This is a genomic window from Streptomyces sp. NPDC007095, assembly GCF_040634475.1.
In the GTDB taxonomy this organism is placed as follows: domain Bacteria; phylum Actinomycetota; class Actinomycetes; order Streptomycetales; family Streptomycetaceae; genus Streptomyces.
Map to the genome: position 1 here is coordinate 25,651 of NZ_JBEYFS010000081.1, position 19,959 is coordinate 45,609.

Annotated in this window: 15 protein-coding genes; 4 read left to right on the top strand and 11 right to left on the bottom strand. The window is 70.5% G+C overall.

What is annotated here, in order from left to right; genetic code table 11:
• Positions 1 to 28 precede the first annotated feature (28 nt).
• Positions 29 to 772 (top strand): Mut7-C RNAse domain-containing protein, encoded by a 744-nt coding sequence (locus ABZ656_RS26545; protein WP_101400367.1) that lies wholly within the window; start codon positions 29 to 31, stop codon positions 770 to 772.
• Here the strand turns inward: ABZ656_RS26545 and ABZ656_RS26550 are convergent.
• The 5 genes from ABZ656_RS26550 to ABZ656_RS26570 all read right to left on the bottom strand — a co-directional run bounded on the left by ABZ656_RS26550 (position 759) and on the right by ABZ656_RS26570 (position 9,696).
• A complete protein-coding gene (locus ABZ656_RS26550) occupies positions 759 to 3,161 on the bottom strand; it encodes a galactose oxidase-like domain-containing protein (protein ID WP_360270971.1) in 2,403 nt (800 codons plus the stop codon). The two genes, ABZ656_RS26545 and ABZ656_RS26550, sit on opposite strands and share 14 nt — an antisense overlap.
• Positions 3,162 to 3,166: 5 nt before the next feature.
• A complete protein-coding gene (locus ABZ656_RS26555; RefSeq protein ID WP_101400366.1) occupies positions 3,167 to 4,372 on the bottom strand; it encodes a glycosyltransferase family 2 protein in 1,206 nt (401 codons plus the stop codon).
• Positions 4,369 to 6,039, bottom strand: a complete 1,671-nt coding sequence (locus ABZ656_RS26560) for a phospholipid carrier-dependent glycosyltransferase (RefSeq protein WP_360270961.1) — start codon at positions 6,037 to 6,039, stop codon at positions 4,369 to 4,371. Before ABZ656_RS26560 ends, ABZ656_RS26555 begins: the two co-directional genes overlap by 4 nt.
• A 170-nt stretch (positions 6,040 to 6,209) precedes the next feature.
• A complete protein-coding gene (locus tag ABZ656_RS26565) occupies positions 6,210 to 7,463 on the bottom strand; it encodes a glycosyltransferase (protein WP_101400364.1) in 1,254 nt (417 codons plus the stop codon).
• A 202-nt stretch (positions 7,464 to 7,665) separates the two neighbouring features.
• On the bottom strand, positions 7,666 to 9,696 hold the full coding sequence (locus tag ABZ656_RS26570) for a thioredoxin domain-containing protein (protein WP_360270963.1): 2,031 nt from the start codon (positions 9,694 to 9,696) through the stop codon (positions 7,666 to 7,668).
• A gap of 513 nt (positions 9,697 to 10,209) precedes the next feature.
• On the opposite strand from ABZ656_RS26570, the gene ABZ656_RS26575 reads away from it, so the two are divergent.
• Entirely contained in the window at positions 10,210 to 13,410 is a 3,201-nt protein-coding gene (locus ABZ656_RS26575; protein ID WP_101400362.1) for a tetratricopeptide repeat protein, read from the top strand.
• A 173-nt stretch (positions 13,411 to 13,583) separates the two neighbouring features.
• On the opposite strand, the gene ABZ656_RS26580 is transcribed toward ABZ656_RS26575, so the two are convergent.
• The 6 genes from ABZ656_RS26580 to ABZ656_RS26605 all read right to left on the bottom strand — a co-directional run bounded on the left by ABZ656_RS26580 (position 13,584) and on the right by ABZ656_RS26605 (position 18,477).
• On the bottom strand, positions 13,584 to 14,822 hold the full coding sequence (locus ABZ656_RS26580) for a cytochrome P450 (RefSeq protein ID WP_360270965.1): 1,239 nt from the start codon (positions 14,820 to 14,822) through the stop codon (positions 13,584 to 13,586).
• Between the two features lie 24 nt (positions 14,823 to 14,846).
• The gene (locus ABZ656_RS26585) at positions 14,847 to 16,241 is read right to left on the bottom strand and encodes an FAD-dependent oxidoreductase (RefSeq protein WP_101407873.1); all 1,395 of its coding nucleotides are present in this window, start codon (positions 16,239 to 16,241) and stop codon (positions 14,847 to 14,849) included.
• Complete coding sequence (locus tag ABZ656_RS26590) at positions 16,238 to 16,471, bottom strand: ferredoxin (protein ID WP_101407872.1); 234 nt, start codon at positions 16,469 to 16,471, stop codon at positions 16,238 to 16,240. Before ABZ656_RS26590 ends, ABZ656_RS26585 begins: the two co-directional genes overlap by 4 nt.
• 63 nt (positions 16,472 to 16,534) lie before the next feature.
• Positions 16,535 to 17,149, bottom strand: a complete 615-nt coding sequence (locus ABZ656_RS26595; protein ID WP_101407871.1) for a hypothetical protein — start codon at positions 17,147 to 17,149, stop codon at positions 16,535 to 16,537.
• A gap of 135 nt (positions 17,150 to 17,284) precedes the next feature.
• Positions 17,285 to 17,623, bottom strand: a complete 339-nt coding sequence (locus tag ABZ656_RS26600) for a DUF4326 domain-containing protein (RefSeq protein ID WP_054229004.1) — start codon at positions 17,621 to 17,623, stop codon at positions 17,285 to 17,287.
• A 668-nt stretch (positions 17,624 to 18,291) separates the two neighbouring features.
• On the bottom strand, positions 18,292 to 18,477 hold the full coding sequence (locus ABZ656_RS26605; protein WP_129592403.1) for a hypothetical protein: 186 nt from the start codon (positions 18,475 to 18,477) through the stop codon (positions 18,292 to 18,294).
• Positions 18,478 to 18,567: 90 nt separating this feature from the next.
• Here ABZ656_RS26605 and ABZ656_RS26610 point away from each other — a divergent pair, with 90 nt between their 5' ends.
• On the top strand, positions 18,568 to 19,176 hold the full coding sequence (locus ABZ656_RS26610; protein ID WP_129592402.1) for a hypothetical protein: 609 nt from the start codon (positions 18,568 to 18,570) through the stop codon (positions 19,174 to 19,176).
• The gene (locus tag ABZ656_RS26615) at positions 19,176 to 19,868 is read left to right on the top strand and encodes a hypothetical protein (protein ID WP_360270969.1); all 693 of its coding nucleotides are present in this window, start codon (positions 19,176 to 19,178) and stop codon (positions 19,866 to 19,868) included. Before ABZ656_RS26610 ends, ABZ656_RS26615 begins: the two co-directional genes overlap by 1 nt.
• Positions 19,869 to 19,959: the final 91 nt, after the last annotated feature.

Below are 19,959 nucleotides of genomic sequence, written 5' to 3' on the forward strand. Positions count from 1 at the left end.
GGGCTCTCCGGCGTGACATCCTGACCGGGTGAACGGACCGGAGATCCATGTCGCCTTCGCCCCCGAGCTGGGGATGTTCGTACCGCACGGGCGTCGTTCGGGAGCCACGGCGGTCGCCACCGACGGCTCCTCCACCCTCGGGCATGTCGTCGAGTCGCTCGGCGTCCCGCTGACCGAGGTCGGCGCCCTCGTCGTGGACGGCCGCGAGGTGCCCGTCTCGCACCTCCCGGGGGCCGGCGAGAGCGTCGGCGTACGGGCGGTCGAGCGCCCGCAGCGGGTTCCCGGCGCGCCGCTCCGCTTCCTCCTCGACGTCCACCTCGGCACCCTCGCGCGCCGGCTGCGCCTCCTCGGGGTCGACGCGGCGTACGAGTCGACGGACATCGGCGACCCGGCCCTCGCCGCGCGCTCCGCCGCCGAACGTCGCGTGATGCTCAGCCGCGACCGGGGGCTGCTGCGCCGCCGCGAGCTGTGGGCGGGCGCGTTCGTCTACAGCACCCGGCCCGACGACCAACTCCGTGACGTGCTGGGCCGGTTCGCACCCGAGCTGCGGCCCTGGACGCGCTGCACCGCCTGCAACGGCCTGCTCAAGGAGGCCACCAAGGAGCAGGTCGTGGGCCAGCTGGAGGGCGGCACCGAGCGGTCCTACGACGTGTTCGCGCAGTGCGAGGAGTGCGGGCGCGCCTACTGGAAGGGCGCGCACCACGACAACCTGGAGGCCATCGTGGAGCGCGCCCTCACCGAGTTCGGGAGCCGGACGCCTAGCGACGCTTGAGATCCTTGGCGCCGCAGGCCAGCCCGTCCCTGTTGGGATCGAGACCCAGCGGGTCGTCCTTGCCGTTGACCTTCAGGCGGCCGTAGTCGTTCGTCTTCAGCCACGCGCAGCGCGAGGCCGTCGTCTTCTTGACGCCGTCCGGGAAGACGGTCGGCACACAGACGTCGATCGTGCCGTAGTGCCGGTCACAGCCGGAGATCGTGGTGCTGACCTTCTGCGAGGTCCGCTTCTTGCCGCCCTTGGTGACCGCGCCCTCAAGGGAGTCGGCGAAGGAGTGGACGTGCGCCGAGGCGGTGTCCGTGGCCAGCGCGGCGGGGCCCTGGAGGTGCACCCACTTGGCGACCGAGGGCACCCCGTTGGCGTCGACCGCGAAGAGCATGTACCAACCGGGCGGGGCCATGTTGGGGTTGCTCGTCACGTTCAGGTCGACGTTGTTGCCGTCCACCGACAGGGGCAGGTCCACGAAACGCTGGTTCGGGTCGGACGAGTGCGTCACCGCGGCCGGGCGGATCAGCTCGGCCTTCACGATGGGCCGGTCGACCGTGATGCGCTGCGTGTCCCCGTACACCCACTCGTTGTCGATCACCGAGGTGATCGTCGGACGGGTGCCCTTGAGGAGGTAGGGCGGGGTGTAGATGGACACGTTGTGGTTCCAGGTGCCGTTGCCCGGGTTGTCGCCGGTGGCCATCACCCGGCCGTCGGGCAGCAGGAACGCGGAGGAGTGGTAGCCGCGCGCCTCGGGGTCGGCGGCCACCGGGTCGAAGGTGGAGGTCGCCGGGTCGAACATCGACGCCTCGAAGACCGGATTGGCGCGGTTGTGCAGGCCGCCGCCCGTCTCAAGCACCTTGCCGTCCGGCAGGAGGACGGCGGAGACGTACATCTTGCCCTGGTTGCCGGTCTCGGCGACCTTGCCGTTGCCGAGGTCGACCGTGCCCTGCGGGATCTGCGGGCCGACGGTGTACGCCGGGTTCGCGGCCTTCAGGTCGATGATGTCGGTGAGCCGGTTCGCCTCCGGGTTGGAGTCGATGTTGCCGCCGCCGATCGTCAGCACCTTCTGGTCCTGGGCCGGGGGCAGCAGCACGCTCGCGGACTGGTCGCGCTCGTCCTTGCTCTGGAGCCCGGGGATCGCCGTGACGGTGTTCGCGTCGTAGTCGTAGATCGCCGAGCCCGTGCCGGGCGTGCCGTTGCCGAAGACATGGCTGCCCGAGTAGAAGAGCCGCCCGTCCTGCATCAGGATCATCGACGGGTACAGACCCCAGTACGACCAGGTCTGGTTGACCTGCGTGAACGGCAGCCACTGCTGCTGCGCCGCCGACCAGCGCTCGGCCGTCACCGACCCGGTGGAGTCCTCGCGCAGTCCGCCGAACGAGATGACGTCACCGTTGCCGAGCTCGGTGGCCGACGGATACCAGTGACCGTCGTTCAGGTCGTTCGTCTTGCTGTACGTCTCGGTGACCGGGTCGAAGATGTAGGAGTCCTTGTACCCCTCGTAGCCGTGGCCGCCCGCGACCGGGAACGCCTTGTTGCCGCTCATCACCAGCACCCGCCCGTCGGCGAGCTGGACGTGCCCCGAGCAGAACATGTCCTTCGGCGTGGGGATCACCTTGTACGTGCCGTTCACCGGGTCGTAGACCGCGCTGGTGAACGTGCCCGCGTCGAAGTTCTCCTCGCTGTTGCCGGACCCGGCGATCAGCAGCACCTTGCCGTTGTCGAGGACGACGGAGTGCATGGAGCGCACCGGGTTCTGCGTGGGCAGCACGTCCCAGCGGCCGTTCGCGCACTGGTCGGCCGTGGCGGTGCAGGTGGCCGGCGGGATGGGGTCGGAGACCTGTTCCATCGTGTAGTCGTCGGTGGTCGCCGAGCCGGTGCCGTACACCGAGACGCCCCAGGTGATGCGGTCGGTACCGGCCGGGACGGCGGGCGTACGGACGCTCGCCTGCGTCCAGCTCGCCGCCATGTCCAGCGTCTTGAGGTCGGTCCAGTACTGCCAGCCCGCCGTGGTGTCGTGCCGGAAGAGGGTGATCGCGGTGTCCGGTGTCGTCGACTTGTACCAGAGGCCGAGGTCGTACTGCTTGCCCGCGGTGACCACCGGCGCGCAGGTCGCGGACTCCGTGATCAGGGCCTTGCGGTCGCCGTCGACGCGCCGGGTCAGCGTGACCTTCATGGCCTTGGAGCCGGAGTGGGAGTCGGCGACGGTGGCGAAGGTGAAGTCGTTGTCGCCCCAGCCGGACTTCTCCCAGCAGGACGGCATGCCGTCCGTGCCGTCGGTCTCGAAACCCGGGTTGGTGACGAGGTTGGCGGCGGAGGCGGGCTGGGGCGAGACGAGCAGCAGCCCGGCGGCCAGGCCCGCCACGGCCAGCAGTGAGGTTCTCCGTCTGGGTCGTGCCAGATGTTTCACGCGGCTCTCCTTGCTGTGCGGCTCCCGGCCGCAGCCTCGCTGCTGCGGCGCGGCAGATAGACCAGCGCCTCGGTGCCCACGAAGCGCAGGACGAAGGTCATCACCAGGGCCAGCGCGGTGGCGGACAGGGCGCCCATCCCGAAGTGGCCGACGAGCAGGGCGATCAGCGGGATGCGCAGCACCAGGTCGGCGTTGGCGAGCAGCCCGAACCGGCCCACCCGGTCCCACCAGGTACGGTGCCTGCGGCGCTCGCGGAACAGCAGATGCTCGATGAGCAGGAAGTTCCAGGCGACGCCGAGCTGGTTGGCGAGGATCTCGGCCGGTACGTAGTGCATGCCGGCGGCGGTGAGCGCGTACAGGCCGATCAGGTTCGGCAGGAAGCCGGTGGCGCCGATCAGGCCGAAGACGACCATCCGGGCGACCGGCGAGGCGGTGCGCAGCCCGACGAGATGGCGCAGGAACCGGAAGCCCTCCTGCGCGGTCGACTTGGACTCGCCCGCGAACCGGTCCTGGAAGACGAAGGGCACCTCGGTGACCTGGCGGGGGCGGCTGCGGACGGCGAGTTCGAGGAGGATCTTGTAGCCGAGCGGCTGAAGGATGTCGGCGGTGACCGCGCTGCGGCGGATCGCGAAGAAACCGCTCATCGGATCGCTGATGCCGCGCAGCCGGCGCGGGAAGAGCGTCTTGGTCAGCCAGGTCGCGCCGCGCGAGACGGCGATGCGGTAGCCGCCCGCGAGGCCCTCGCGGCTGCCGCCCTTGATGTACCGGCTGGCGACGACGAGCCCGGCGGCGGACCGCTCCCCCGAGGCCACCAACTCCGGTATCAGGGACGGCGGATGCTGGAGATCACCGTCCATGACGACGATCCAGTCGGAGCTCGCCGCCTTCAGGCCCTCGACGACGGCGCCGCCGAGCCCGCCCACGGCTTCCTCGCGGTGCAGCACGGTCACCGGGAACGGGCAGTCCTGCGCCTCCCGGGAGATCACCTCGGGGGTGTCGTCCGTGGAGTCGTCCACGAAGACGACCTCGCAGGGCAGCCGGGAGGGCACCGACTCGGTGATCCGGCGCAGGAGTTCGCGGATGTTCGCGGACTCGTTGAAGGTCGGTACGACGATGGTGACGGCACCCGGTTCAGGGACCTCGGACGCCCGTACGGCCGGATCGCCGAGCTCCCCGGGGACAGTGCTCTCGAAGCTGCTCATCGACTGCCCCCGGACGTCGTCGTGGTCATGGTGTTTCCCGTGCTCCCGTCGATCTGCCGGATCTCGATCCGGTCGGCGCCCTTGCCGAAGGTGGCGACCGGCGTCGAGTGTTCGATGGCCGCCTTGACGTTGGGCAGGTCGACCGCGTCGCGCCGCACCGTCGGGGAGGCCACGACGTAGTCGATGTCCTTCCAGCCGCGCGGCATCGTCTTGGTCACCGCGGGGTCGAGGTCCGCCTTGTAGAACCAGATGACGCCGAGCCCGGGCCGGTAGCCGTCGTGGACCAGGTCGAGCCAGAGGGCGTCGTCGACCAGCACCCGGGTGGCCGCCGGGTCCTGGACCTCGGTCTTCAGCCAGGTGGCCGCCGCCCGGTAGGGGGCGTTGGCGTCGGCGGTGACGGCCGTGTGGTCGCCGTCGTACCAGCGCGGCAGCACGTAGAGCGCGGCGACCGCCACGAGCGCGGCCGCCGTCACCCGCCGTCCCCAGGTGACGTACGGCTTCTCCTCGTCGCTCCGCCACCTGCGCAGCACCAGATGGGCGAGGCTGGCGGCGCCTCCGGCGAGGACCAGCGCGAGGAACGGCAGCGCCTGGATGATGTACATCGCGGGCAGATAGCCGCTCGGGCGCAGCGCCACCAGGGCGAGGATCGCCACCGTGAGGGCGGGTCCGGCGAGGGCGCGGGCGGTGACGGACCAGCGCCAGGTGGCCAGGAGCAGCAGCGCTCCGGCGAGGCCTCCGGTGATCAGCACCCGGTCGTAGTAGAGCCAGGAGTGCAGCACACCGTACGAGCCGGAGCCGGGGTCGAGAATGAAGCCGGAGCCGGGGCGGCTCATCTGGTACGTGATGCCGTCCCAGAGCGAGACATGGCCCGCGCCCGGGAACAGCTCACCCTTGAGCAGGGCGAACAGCGGGTATGCGAGGCCGATCAGGACGCAGGCGGTGATGGCTCCGGTGAGCGCGAACTTGCGGGTGTCGCGGTGGCCGTGGCGCCACATGGTGACCAGGAGCGCGGGCAGGACGACGAGCATCGTCTCCTTGGTGAGCACGGCGGCCGCGGCCGCGATGCCCGCCCCGAAGTGATGCCAGAGGTGCCGGCTCGGGGACGCGGCGAGGCAGAACGCGAGCAGCGTCCACATCACCGCGATGTTGTCGAGGAAGATCTCGCGCTGGAGCACGACCGACAGCGGGGAGAGCCCGAAGAGCACCATCGCGAGGCCCGCGGCCCAGCGCGGCAGCGAGAGACGGCGCGCGAGGACGTACAGCAGGACCGCGCTGGCGGCACTGACCACGAGCATCGCGACGCGCATCGAGCCGACCGTCATCAGCGAGGGGCTGATGTGGGCGGGGATCCAGGTCAGGACGGCTATCTGGATCCAGCCCAGTGGCGGGTGGTCGTACCAGTACGTGTAGTGCGCGAGGCCCTTGCCCTGCTGCACGGCCCACGCCTGGGCGAGATAGGTGCCCTCGTCGTCGCTGAGTGTCGGGTAGTCGGTGATGTTCCAGCCCTGCACGACGATGATCGCCAGCAGCAGGGCGCCGCACAGCAGCAGGTCGGCGCGCGAGGTGCGCAGCCGCTGGAGCGACGGGTGGTCGTGGACGATGTCGGGCGCGGCGGGTCGCGTCGTGGGGACCGTGGACGTGGTCACCGCGGGAAGTGTCGAGGTCACGCGGGAAGGTCCTCTCGGGACTTTCGGTACGTTCGGGATGTTCGGGCCCAAGGACCGCGGCCCCAAGGCCTGCGGAACCGGGGGCATGCGGAACCGGGGCATGCGGAACCAAGGCGTACGGAACCAAGGCCTGCCTGCCGGCGGGGACGCCCGGCTGGTGGCCTCAGGTCCTAGTGGGTTGCTTCGGCCTCGGTGAGGTGCGCGCCGACATGACTGGTCAACTCCCAGTCGTTGCGGCCTCTTTGCTCACGCCATACGGCACGGGCGGCCGCGCCGGCGAGGAGCACCTGATAGAAGGGGCCACCGACCACGAGCTTCAGATAGTGGACGAACCGGACGCGCAGTCCGTACTGCTTGCCGAAGTCGTGCAGTCCGACGAGCTCGAAGACGAAGGTGACCAGGGCGGTCACGGCCGGCAGGAAGGTGATGAAGGCGATCCCGACGGGCACGTCGAGGAAGAGCGCGATGGCCACGTTGAGCGGGATGACCACCCCGGAGACGGCCTGCAGATACGGCGTCATCAGCGTGTAGCGGGCGAGCAACCGCTGCCCGAAGCCCGGCAGTTGCTTCCAGTCCTTCTTGCGGTAGACCTGCAGGAAGCCCTGGTTCCACCGGGTGCGCTGCTTCATCAGCGACACCAGGCTGCCCGGGGTCTCCTCCCGGGTCACCATGTCGGAGTCGTAGGCGACGACGACCTTCTTGCCGACGCTGGAGAGCCGTACCCCCAGGTCGCAGTCCTCGGCGAGGCACTCGGGGTCCCAGCCGTCCGCTTCCCGCAGTACGTCAGTCCGTACGAAGACGGTGTTGCCGCCGAGCGGGATGAAACCTTTTTGCGCATGCAGGTGCAGCCGCGAGCGGAACCAGAAGAAGTACTCCAGGCAGTTGCGCAGGCTGTACCAGTTGGAGTGGAAGTTGATGAGCTGGACCCCGCCCTGGACGACGTCCGCACCCGTCGTGCGGAACGCGTGGTCGACATGGGCGAGCAGCTCCGGATGGACCTGGTCCTCGGCGTCGAAGACCCCGACGACATCGCCGCGGCAGTGCGGCAGCGCCGTGTTCATGGCCTTCGGCTTGTTCTTCTTCTCGTGGTGGTCGACGACGACCCGCACCCGCTCGTCGCGGGCCGCGGCCTGCCGGGCGACCTCGGTGGTCTCCGGATCGTCGTGCCCGACGATGACGATGATCTCGAAGTCGGTGTGGCTCGATTCCAGCAGTCGCTGGATGGTGTGGTCGAGCACGGCCTGTTCGTGGCGGGCCGGCAGCAGCAGCGAGAACGCCAGCCGGTCATCGCCGTCCGGTCTGCTGAAGCGGGTGGACGCCAGCACCTCGGGCGTGCGCCACGCGTGCATCTGCCACCAGAGAGTGAACGCCGCCATCCAGAAAAGGGCCAGTGAAACGGCAGCGATAAAGACAGACGTGAGCAACAGATCCCCCCAGATCCCAAAACCCCCAGTCGCGACGATGTGTCACATCCGCCGCGTCACGATGCAGAGACTATGGGCGATCTGTGAAGCGCACAGACTGTTCTGGTGAAGAGCGTGTTTCATCACAGTCGGATCATTTGCTGAACAATTCGAACTCTGGTCGCGTTTCAGCCGGTTGATGAGCAGTCTGATGATCTGCGTTTCAGCTGCTCAGAGCCGTTCGAAGCCGGTCGGGATCGGTCGTCGGAGCGTCACAAGTGAAGTTACGGCAGACATACGCGGCGGGTTCGCCCTGCACGAGGGGGCGGTCGGCGAGGAGCGGCAGCTCGTCACTCTCCGGAGTGCCCACGGCGACCACGGCGCCCGGCGCGGTACCGAGCAGGGCCGTCCGGTGCAGGGCTTTTGTCAGGGGATGTCCCTCCGGCCCCACGACCGCGACCTCACGCGGCCCGTCGAGCAGCGCCTCCGCCACCGCGAGCCCCCAGCCGATGAAACGGGGAGCGCGCTGCCCGAGCGCCTTCACGACGCCCAACGCCCTTTCGGCGGCGGTCCGATGGGGCTCGGCGCCGGTCTGTGCGGCATAGCTCAGCAGGGCGCCGGCCGCCGCGCTCCAGCCGGAGGGCGTGGCGTTGTCGGTGGGGTCCTGGGGCCGGCGGATGAGGCGCTCGGCGTCGGCCGCGGTGTCGTACAGCGCACCGGACTCGGGATCGGTGAACTGCATGATCACCTGATCCAGCAGGAACCCGGCGAATTCCAGCCACACCCCTTCCCCGGTGACGGAGGCCAGCGCGAGGAACCCCTCGGCGACGTCCGCGTAGTCCTCCAGCACCCCCGCGTTGACCCCGGCCCGCCCGTCCTTGCTGGTACGGGACAGTCGCGCCCGGTCGTCCATGTGCACCCGTACGAGGAGATCCGCGGCGGCGATCGCGGCGTCCACGAGGTCGGGGCGGTCGAAGTAGGCGCCGGTCTCCGCGAGGGCGGCGACGGCGAGCCCGTTCCAGGCGGCGACGATCTTGTCGTCGCGCCCGGGAGCGGGCCGCTCGGCCCGCGCGGCAAGCAGCCGACGCCGCATGTCGGCCACCTTCTCCGCGTCGAACAACTCGTCCTGCTGCGGCAGTTGCAGCACGGAGGAGCCCTCTTCGAAGGTCCCCTCCTCCGTCACCCCGAAGTACCGGGCGGCGAGTTCGCCGTCCTCCGCGCCGAGCACCTCGCGCAGCTGCCGCGGGGTCCACACGTAGTACGCCCCCTCGACGTGCTTCCCCGTGCCGTCGTCGCTGTCGGCGTCGAGCGCGGAGGCGAACCCGCCTTCGTTCGTGCGGAGTTCGCCCACCATGAAGTCGGCGGCCTCCAGGGCGACACGACGGGCGAGCTCGGAGCCGGTCGAACGCCAGAGATGCGCATACACCCTGCACAAAAGTGCGTTATCGTACAACATCTTCTCAAAATGGGGCACAACCCACTCGCGATCCACGGAGTACCGCGCGAACCCCCCGCCCAGCTGGTCGTAGATCCCGCCACGCGCCATCCGCTCACAGGTGTCCTGCGCCATCTGGAGAGCGCCCTCGGAACCGGTCCGCGCGTGGTGCCGCAGCAGGAACTCGATCACCATGGACGGCGGGAACTTGGGCGCGCCCCCGAAGCCGCCGCGCGAGGCGTCGTACTCCCGGGTGAGCCCGAGCAGCGCACCAGCCAGGTCCTCCTCGCCGGGCACCTCGCCGCTCCCGAAGCTCATCTCCCGCTCGGCGAGATCCCGCACGATCTTCCCCGCGACCTCGGCCACCTCGCCCCGGCGATCGGCCCAGGCCCCGTGCACCCCCTCCAGCACCTGCCGGAACGACGGCATCCCGTGCCGGGGCGCGGGCGGGAAATACGTCCCGAAATAGAAGGGCTCCGCATCCTGTGTGAGGAACACGGTCATGGGCCACCCGCCCTGCCCCGTGGCCGCCTGCACGGCCTCCATGTAGACGGCGTCGACGTCGGGCCGCTCCTCGCGGTCGACCTTGATGTTCACAAAGTGAGCATTCATGTACGCCGCGATTTGTTCGTCTTCGAAACTTTCCCGTGCGAGGACATGGCACCAATGACAGGACGAATAGCCGACGCTGAGCAGCACGGGCACGCCCCGCTCACGGGCCTCTTCGAAGGCCTCGGCCGACCAGGGCCACCAGTCGACGGGGTTGTCGGCGTGCTGGAGCAGGTAGGGGGACGTCTCGTGGGCCAGTCGGTTCGGCATGTCATCCATCCTGCCTGACGGGGACCATCCAGTCGTGGGGCGGCCCGACCCTCGGACAGTCGCTCGTGCCGGCGTCACCTGATCCGCGCAGCGCCACACGGGCTCGATCCGCGAGCAGTCCCACGAATCGTCTCCCTTCACACCAGGTCGGACGAAGCAGCGCGTGAAGGCCGACGCGATGCTCTCTCGTTTCTCTTCGAGGCCCAGCTCACCGGACCGCCGGCGGTGCCGCACGGCCGCCGACAGCCGTACCTCCCCTCTCACCTCGGAGAAAAGCTGTCGTTCAAGGATCTCGTCGGCCAGCGACCCGTTGATGCTGCATCGCCTGGCCGACTCGTGCACAGCACGGTGGTTCACGAAACTCCCCGTTCGACCAATAGCCCGACAGTCACAAGAACGCGCGAGTGATCTCCAAGTCACCGAACCAGCCTCGTGATCGCCGCCCCCTCGCGCTCACGCCCCCCACGAAGGACACTGGAAATCAAAGGAGTTGCCACCGGAGGGGGACGTGACATGCGGGAAGGCCATCGGGCTGAGGCCGAGCGGCTGTTGGCCCGGGCCGTGGAGGAAGAGGTGCGGCGGTCGGGCGGGCGGAGTGACGGGGCCGTGTTGCTGTCACGGGCCCGGGCCGCGCTCGACACCATGGCGGAGGCCGCCGCCGAGGAGTACGGGACGTACGCCCGGGCGCTGGACGAGGCGGAGGCCGGCCGGCTGACGTTCGGACAGCGGTACGCCCGGGAGGGCGCCGGAACTCCCCTGCTGGTGGCGGTGGTTGCCGCCGTCGCCGCCTGCGCGGCGGACCTGGCGCTGGGCACGGGCGCCGGAACGGCCGTCGGCGCGGGGGCGGCCGTCGCCGTGGTGGGCGCGGCGGCCACCGTGCTCAAGGTGACCGCCTCGCACGTACCGGCCGCGAGCCGCCGGGCGGGAGCCCTGGGCCAGCCGGGCGGCCCCGAGCAGTTGCGGCTCCAGTGGCTGACGGCGCTGGAGGTACGGGGCATCCGGCCGTTCCTCGATCAGCAGCGGGTGCTCAGCGCCTCCGCGGGGGCCAAGCAGGGCGCTCCCCAGCTGCGGCGCACCGACAAGAGTGCCGCGGCGCGCAGACGCAACGTACTGGAGCAGTCGTTCGGGCAGCTTCCCGAGCCGGCCGGCCCGTTCACGGGGCGCCGGACCGAGCTGTCCCGGGTGGCGCAGTGGGTGCACGCCGCTCGCGCCGGCACCGAGACGAAGCCGACCGTGGTCGTCCTGCACGGCGCCCCAGGATCGGGCCGCAGCACCCTCGCGATCCGGGCGGCGCACAGTCTGAAGGACCAGTTCCGCGGCGCGTGCGTGGTGGACCTGCGCGGCGACAGCACCGAGGAGCCGCCCCTCACCACCCGCGACGCCATGCTCCACCTCCTCAACCGGCTCGGCGCACCCCGCGAGCAGCTCCTCTTCCGTGAGCGTTCCTCGCAGGACCAGCAGGTCAGACGCCTCAGCGAGCTGTACCACCAGCATCTGACGGGCCTGCCCGTCACGATCGTGCTCGACGACGCGAGCGACGCCGAGCAGGTCCGCGCCCTGGTCCCCGAGCGCTCGGAGAGCCTGGTCCTGGTCACGGCCCGCAAACCGCTCGACCTGCCCGCCGACCTCGCCGCCCGGGTGCACCAGCTCCCGGTCGACGCCCTGGACGCGGCGGGCGCCGAGGAACTGCTGAACGCGGCGGCCCAGGAGAAGCCGGACCCGTACGACGCCGAAGCATCCGACCAGGTGCGGGAGCTGTGCGGCAGCCTCCCCCTCGCCCTGCGCATCGCGGGTTCCTCCCTCGGCCCGCGCACCCCGCGCCAACTGGCCTCCGACCTCGGCGCGTACGGCCCCGTGGAGCCGGTCGAGCGGGTGCTCTGGCTGCGCTACACCGACCAGACCGACACGGCGAGGCGCCTGCTGCGCCGACTGGCGCTGGCCGGCCGTGCCTCGCTCGGCGCCGCCGCCGCGGCCTCCCTGCTCGCGACGGACGAGCCGGAGGCCACCCGCCACCTCACCGCGCTCGCACAGGCGGGCCTCGTCGACCACGTCCGCGGCAGCCGCTACCGGCTGCACGACCTCGTCCGGGCCTTCGCCCAGGCACGGCTGCTCGACGAGGAGGAGCCGTCCGAGCGGACGGCGGCCCAGGAACGCCTGATCGTGAACTACGCGGAGCTGGCCGACTCGGTGATCCGCCTGGTCGACGGCAAGACGTCGACGCGGGCGGATCAGTTCGGGCCGCACGGCTTCACCTCCCTCGACGCGGCCCTGCGCTGGCTGGACGACGAGTCGAGCTTCATCACGGCCACGCTGCGCCACGCGGAAGGCGTGAACCAAGCGGCCGTACTGAACCTCCTCGGCGCCCTGTGCGACTACTGCCTGCTGCGCGGCGACCTCTACCGCCTGGGTGAGATCAGCGAGTTGACGCAGGCCGTCGACCAGGGCCTGCTGGTGCGCTCGGTGCAGTGGCGCACCGGTATCGCGGCCCGCCAGCTCGGCGAGCTGGACAAGGCCCACACCACCCTGTCGTCCGTGGTGAACCTCTACTTCGAGGCGCACCACGACGCGGGCGCGGCCCGGGCCCTGGGCTCCCTCGGCATCACCCTCCACCACCAGGGCAACCTCACCGAGGCGGCCGCCAAACTCCAGGAGGCCATGGACCTGCAGGCCTCCTCCGAGCTGGCGACGGACCGCGCGTGGACGATGCACGCGCTGGCCGCCGTGGAGCGCGACCGGGGCCATCTCGCCCTCGCCCTGAACCTGCTCACCGAGGCCCTGGTCCTGCACCGCGCGGGCGAGTCCGTGCACGGCGAGGCGTGGGCCCACTTCCAGCTCGGTCAGCTGGGCCTGCGGATGGGCGACGTACCGCGCGCGGAGCAGGAGTTGCGTGACGCCCTCGATCTGTACGGCCGTACGCGCGACGCCCGCGGCGAGGCCTGGGCCCTGACCCAGCTGGCCCGCGCCCGCCTCGTCGACGGCGACCCGTCCACCGCGGTCGACAGCCTGCGCCAGGCGGCCTCCCGGCACCGGGAGAACGAGGACGCGCGCGGCGAGGCATGGACGATCTACTACCTGGGCCAGTCCCTGGAGGAGACCGGCAACCTGGACCAGGCCGTCCGTGAACTGGAGCGCTCCCGCACGATGTTCTCGCGGATGCGGGACGTGTACGGGCTCGCCTGCGCCCGCCACCACTCGGCGCGCGTCACCCGGGACCAACGGGCCGCCCAGACCGGCTCCCTGCGCAACTCGGGCTTCGCGCGCCAGCTCCTGGTGGACGCGCGCGCCGACTTCCAGCGCATCGGCGTGGCCCACGGCGAGGCGTGGACCTGCCTGGAGCTGGCGGTGGTCGACGCCGGCAACGCCCGTACGCCGGGCGCCCTCGCCCTGTGCGACGAGGCGGCCGGCCTGTTCGCCTCGTACGGGGACCGGCGCGGCGAGGACTGGGCCAGGTTCCTGAGGTGCACCCTTCTGCCGTACGGCTCCCCGGGCGGCCTCGAAGTGGGCAGCGCCGTCGCCCAGGAGGAACTGGCGCAGCTCTCCCGCACCGGCCACCCGCTCCGCGACGGAAGGCTCGACGACTACGTGGAGGCGTACCAACTCTTGCTCGAACGGGGGGTCGACCTGGACGCGGGATGGCAGGCTTGGCGCCTGGGAATGGTGCCGAGCCGGCATGCCCGGGAGGTCATGGGGGTGACGGTGACCGCGGCGCGCTAGGTCCTGTCGTCAAATTCCCGTCGTCCGCCCGGAGGGCGGGTCCTGCGGCGTCAGGTGCGTGCTCTCGGCGTGCCGGGCACAGGCCCTCGTACTGGACGTACTTGGGTCTGTGCCTGGTGCGGTGAGAGTGCGTGCATGGCGTCGCGGGGCAGACGGGAATTTGACGACAGGGCCTAGAGGCGGATGCCGTCGCAGCCGATCGGCAGATGGCGCGGGCCGCGCAGGACCGCGTTCTGCCGGTAGGGCGGCGGGTCCTCCAGCAGCCGGGGGTTCTCCAGTCTGCGGGCCAGTTCGCTCAGCGCGAGCTGTGCCTCCAGGCGGGCGAGCGGGGCGCCGAAGCAGCTGTGGATGCCGCTGCCGAAGCCGAGGTGCTGGATGTCCCCGCGGTCCGGGTCGAACCGGTCCGGATCCTCGAAGCGGTCGGGGTCACGGTTCCCCGCGGCCAGCACCAGCCACAGCGAGGCGCCCTTGGGGATGGTGACCCCGCGGACCTCGATGTCGGCGATGGTGGTGCGCTGCGGCACCAGCTGCACCGGCGGCTCGAACCGCAGCAGCTCCTCGACGATGGGGACGGCGAAGTTCGGGTCCTTGCGCAGCCGCTCGAGCACGTCGGGGTTGCGCAGCAGGGTCAGCATGCCGTTGGTGATGAGGTTGACCGTCGTCTCGTGGCCGGCGATCAGCAGGAGCGCCGCGGTGCTCAGGACCTCCATCGTCGTCATGACACCGTCCGGCCCTCCCGCCGTGGACAGCTGGGACAGCATGTCGTCACCGGGCTTCTTGCGGCGTTCCTCGATGAGCCCGGCCAGATACATGCCCAGCTCGGTGCGGGCGTTGTGGGAGACCTTGGCGCGCTCGTCGGCGTCGGCGCCCGGGGCGGGGTCGAGGCTGGCGGCGATGATGTCCGCCCAGGAGTGGAAGCGCGCCTCGTCCTCGCGCGGCACTCCCAGCAGCCGGCAGATCACGGTCACGGGGAAGGGATAGGAGAACTGGTCGACCAGATCGATCCGGTCCGGGCTGTCGATACCGTCGATGAGCCCGGAGACGATGTCCTTCAGTTCGCCGTGCATCTCGTGGACACGCCGTGGGGTGTGCGGGGGCCCGAACGGCCGGTTGGTCATGCGGCGCAGCCGGTCGTGCTCCGGCGGGTCGAGCCGCAGGAAGCTCGGCGGAAGGGCCGTCTCCTCGTCCCCTTCGGCGGCCAGCGGGTTCGCGGTCGCCGGCGTCTTCAGATTGCGGGCGTCGGAGCTGATGCGCGGATCGTGGAGGAGGCTCTGGATGTCGTAGTACCTGCTGACGACGTACGGTCCGTCCGCGTCGTGGTACACCGGCGTCTTGCGCAGCTCCGCGTACAGCGGATACGGGTTGGCGCGGTGGGCGTAGTCGATGATCTGCCGCAGGATGGCTTCGGTCATGGGTGCGTCCTAGGGAACGTCGGATCAGTGCCGAGCGGGGGTGAACGTCAGCCGTCGGTCGTCCGGCGCGTATCCGCTGAGGGTGACGGTCGGGCCGTGGGTGGGCACGGACGGGTCGGGGAAGTCGGCGGGCATCGGCTGCTGCCCCTCGGGGCGGCGGTCCACCGTGGGGAAGGCCGGCGGGAAGGGCGCCGTGGTCTCGATGAGCTGCTGGTAGAACTGCAGCCATCTCGTCTGGTCGAAGGTGACGGCGCCGATGACGCGCCCCTGGTACCCGTAGACGCCGGTGAACCGGTGCTCGCTGCGGGAGCCCTGCGCGATGAGGATCTCCGTCCCCATCGACGGCACCCCGACGGACTTGATGTTCACGCCGAACTGGGAGGACCAGAAGGCGGGCACCCAGATGTGGGGGCGGCGGTCCGCGCTGTCGCTCAGCATGTTGTGCGCGGCGGTCTCGGCCTGGGCGACGGCGTTGCCCCAGTGCTCCAGGGACAGGAACTGGTATCCGAACAGCGGGTGCGGGGACCGTGCGACGTCGCCGGCCACATAGATGTCGTCGGTGACGATGCCCCGGATGTCGAAGGCCCGGCACCCGGCGTCACACGCGATCCCGCGGGGACCCGCGCCGAGCCCGGACCCGGCGAGCCATTCGGTGTTGCGCTGGGCGCCGAGGGAGACGACCACCACGTCGGCCTGGACGGTGTTCCCGTCGGAGAAGTGCGCGGCGCGGACGTGTCCCGCGGAGTCGCCCTCCAGGCGGGTCACCATGACGCCGCAGCGCAGGTCGACGCCGTGTTTGCGGTGCAGTTCGGCCGCGACCTCGCCGACGACTCCGCCGAGCGCTCCGACCAGCGGCGCGTCGGCCCGCTCGGCCACGGTGACCGCGATCCCGCGTTCCCGGCAGGCGGAGGCGATCTCGGAGCCGGTGAACCCGGCGCCGATGACGAGCACGCGGCGGGGGCCCTGCGCGAGCGAGCGCTCCAGCGCGTCGGCGTCGTCGCGGGTCCGCAGCACGAACACCCCGTCGAGCTCCGCCTCGTCCTCCTGGGGCCAGGGTCTGGCCCGTACACCGGTGGCGATGAGCAGCCGGTCGTACTCCACCTCGTCGCCGTCGGCCAGCCGCACCCTCCGGGCCGCCATGTCGAGGCCGGTGGCCGGAACCCCGAGGCGCCACTGCGCGTCGATGGCGCGGTGCCGGGGAAGGCCGGTGCGGTCCGCCGTCGCCCTGCCCAGCAGGACCTGCTTGGACAATGGCGGTCGGTCGTACGGCTCGTAGGGCTCGTCCCCGATCATCGTGAGGGAACCGGCGAACCCCTCCTCACGCAAGGTCTCCGCGGCCCGAAGCCCCGCCAGCGAGGCGCCGACGACGACGATGCGGCCTTCACGCCTGAGCCGGTCCAGCGATCCGTCGGCGCTCACCGGACGACCTCCCGGTCGGTTCCGGGGTTCCCGTCCAGGGAGTTCGCTTCCACCATGATGGCCTGGACGGGGCACGCGGCCACGGCTCGCGCCATGTCCTCGCGCCGGTCCTCCTCGGCCTCGGGGTTGTAGAGCAGGGACTCGTCCCCGTGCATGGCGAAAACATCGGGAGCCAGGAACGCGCACTGTGCGTATCCCTGGCAGCGGTTGAGATCGACGACAAGCCTCACCGAGGATCAGCCTTTCCGTGGCCCGTTCTCGCCCCCTCCTCCACAGCATGCGCGAGAGGGTGCTCAGCCGCTCGCCGGGGTGCGCAGGCCGACACGGAGGATATGGAGGCTGACGACCAGCGCCCAGGCCGGGAAGACCAGCTCCGACCAGGGCAGAGAGGATCCCGCGACGAGCAGGACAAGCCCCGCGAGGTAGCCGAGGACGGCGAGCGGACGGGGGAGGACGCCGAGACGGTGACCGATGGTCGAGGTCGTGAAGACGAACACGGCGGCCATGCGGAGCGCGTACGTCGTCATCAGCGTGTAGGCGAAGTCGCGGCCGAAGCCGGAGGGTTGGCTCAGCACACTGCCCGCCGCGGCGCCGGCCCCGAACATGGTGGCCACGAAGACCAGTCCGCTGCCCATGAAGACGGTGGCGATGAATCTGTCCTCGGCATCGCCGACCCGTGCGCGCACGGCGCCCATGAACCACAGGAAGAAGATCCCCGCGAACGGGATGATCTCCAAAGCCGTACGCACCGCCCACCGTTCGTTCGGCGCGACGGTCGCGTCGGCGGCTTTCCCCGCCGGGATCGCGATCCGCACCAGCACGATCGCCGCCGCCAGCAGGAGGGCGAACACCGTCCCCGCCAACCCGGCGGCGCGTGGTGTCCGCAGCCGTTCTTCCTTCGGCTTCATCGGCGCTCGCTCTCTTCCCGAAGCCCCCGTTCCGTCTCGGTCCAGCAAGCAGGCACCAGTGCGCACACGCCACCGGGGGAACCCGTGGGGGTGACGCCCCCGCTCAGCCGGGGACGGTCGCGGGAGCCTGCGGCGCTACGAGGCGTCAGCCAGCTCCGCCAGGATGTCGCCGTGGCACAGCTCGGGTGCGCACCAGCAGGCCAGCGTCTTGCCACGCAGGGCGGGCACCTGGTCGAGGAGGTCGGGGCGTTCGAGGAGGTACGCCCGGTACTTCTCCATGATCTCGGCGCGGGTTCCGTCGCGCTTCTTCGTGGGGGTGTCGTAGGCGAAGGGGTTGTAGAGCGGGTGCTGCGGGAGGTCCCAGTGGCCCATGGTCCAGCGGCGGCCGATGTAGACGAGGTCCGCTGGAGCGTGTTCGAGCCGGGGACCGAACTCGTGGATATGACCCTTGAGGTTGATCACGGTGGTGGGCATGAGATTCCCTTCGGCCGTCCGCCTGCCCACCGGTGTCTACCTCACGGACCCCTCGTACGGCAGCAGCTTCGGCCGCTCGGCCGGGCGTCGTCACCGGATGGCGCGACAGCGAACCGGCGAACTTCATCGACCAGGACGAGCGGGTCGCCCTGCTCACCCGATGCGTCAGTGACACCGGCCTGCCCGCCGACGTCCGGGCAGTCGGCGCACTCGTCCTGCTCTACGGCGCCAAGATCACCTGCATCTCGACCCTCACGACGGACGACGTCCACCGCACCGCGAAGGGCAGCAGCACTATGGCCCTCGGACGCCACCGCACCCTCCTACCCCCAGCGATGGACCGCCTGGTCGAGCAACAAGCCGAAGCCGTCCAACGCCTCCAGGAGAGCCAACCCGGCCGAGCTCGGCACCGCTGGCTGTTCCCCAGCCGCCTGCCCGGCCGCCACTACGCAGGCCACCACCTCTCCAGCCGCCTGGTCGCCCACGGCATCGACGTCCGCAGCGATCCTCGGCGTCCACATCAACACCGCCGAGTGCTGGACACACCTGGCCGGCCGCAACTGGAGCACCTACCTCGAAGCACGCGCTCAAGCACTCCAGTGCGAGTAAAGCTCCACCGCCCCAGGGGAATACGTCACCTCCGAATACGTGCGCTCCACCGGTTTAGGTCATTCGGCTCGCTCCCTGCGGACCGGGTTGTCGCGCCAGTCGGGGTACGGCGCCTCCTTCGTGAGGGGCCAGAACTGCTCACCGCAGGAGCAGAAGTAGACCGTCGCACGCTCGCCGGGCCAGAACATCTCCTCATGCCAGGGCCGGTGCCCGGTGCGCCAGGCATGCCACATCGCTCGGATCACAGGTGCTCATCGAGAGCGCGACTGTAGTACGCGACTGTAGTAACGGACCCCGCTCTTCAGCCTGACGCCCCCGTTCGTCACACTGACGCCGTGCCTCGAATAGCCACCGCGACCTCGTCCCGGCAGGTCCGCCGCCTCACCACGATGGCGTTTTTCGGTCCGCCGGTGATCGTCGGGCTGTCGTTGCTGGCCGCCAATCCGGACTGGAGCGGGCTCGGACTGGTGCTCGGGACCTTCACGCTGATCGCGACTCTCTCGCTGCTGATCACCGCCGCGCCGAACGGGTGGTTGATCGTCGGCGGGGTGATCGTGGGGATCGCCGCGCTGTCCGGGCCGGGGCCGGTGCTGCAGGCGGAGGTGATGGCGCACCAAGGGCAGCGGGTGGAGGTGCGGGTCACCTCGGTGAAGACGTACCAGGGCAAGCACGGGCCGGAGTACACCTGCCTTCTGGGGCGGGTGGACGGCAAGCCGCTCAAGCACGCCGAGCTGGGCAACGACTCCTGCGACGGGCCGATGGAAGTCGGGCAGACCGAGGACGTGCTCGTCGACCCGCACGGCTGGACGGCGCCGGAGCTGGCCGAGACGGACTACAGCGGGATCGACATCGCCGCGTGGGCCCTGCCGGTGGTACTGGTGCTCTTCGAGCTGCTGGTCTGGCTGTCCCGACGGGTCGGGCTGCGCCGGTTCGAGGGCCGCTGATGGCGCCCGGGTCCCGGAAGAACGTGGCCTGGCCCCCGCACGTGGTGCGGCGGCTCGCCCGCATAGCCGCGCTCGTCCCCCTGCTGATGGTGGGCATCGGCGTGCTCGGCACCAGCCCGGACTGGTTTCCGGCGGCGCTGATCCTCGGTGTGCTGACCGTGGCCCTCGCGATCGCGGTGCTGATGGCGACCGCGACCAAGGGGTGGGTGTTCTTCGCCGGGCTGATCACTGGACTAGCCGTCGCGCTCGGCTCCGGGCTGGTCTTCCAGGCCGCGCTGATGCAGAGCCAGGGGCAGCGCACCGAGGTGCGGATCACCTCGGTGTACACCACCAAGGGCAAGACCGGCCCGATCTACCACTGCAGGCTGAAGCGGACCGACGGCAGGCCGATGGACCACGCCGACATCGTCGGCATGGGCTGCAACGGCACGGAGGACGCGGGCACCACCGAGGACCTGCTGGTGGACCCGAGCGGCTGGCTGGCCCCGCAGCCCGCCGATGCCGACTTCAGCTCCCTCCCCGTCGGCGTCGTGGGAGTCGGCGTCGCGATCGGGTTGTGGGAGCTGACCGTCTGGCAGACTCGCCGGATCGGCCTGCGCGAGGCCGCGGCGAACCCGACGGCGCCCCGCCGGCCGAGCGGTGCCAAGCCGAGCGCCGACAACCGGAACAAGAAGAAGCGCAAGCGGCGCTAGTAGACTGTCGCAGCTAATTCCTGGGATAGAGGTGGCGCAGTTTGATGCGTGCGTCGTGGGTGGTGAACTGCCAGTCCACCTGACGTTGGTC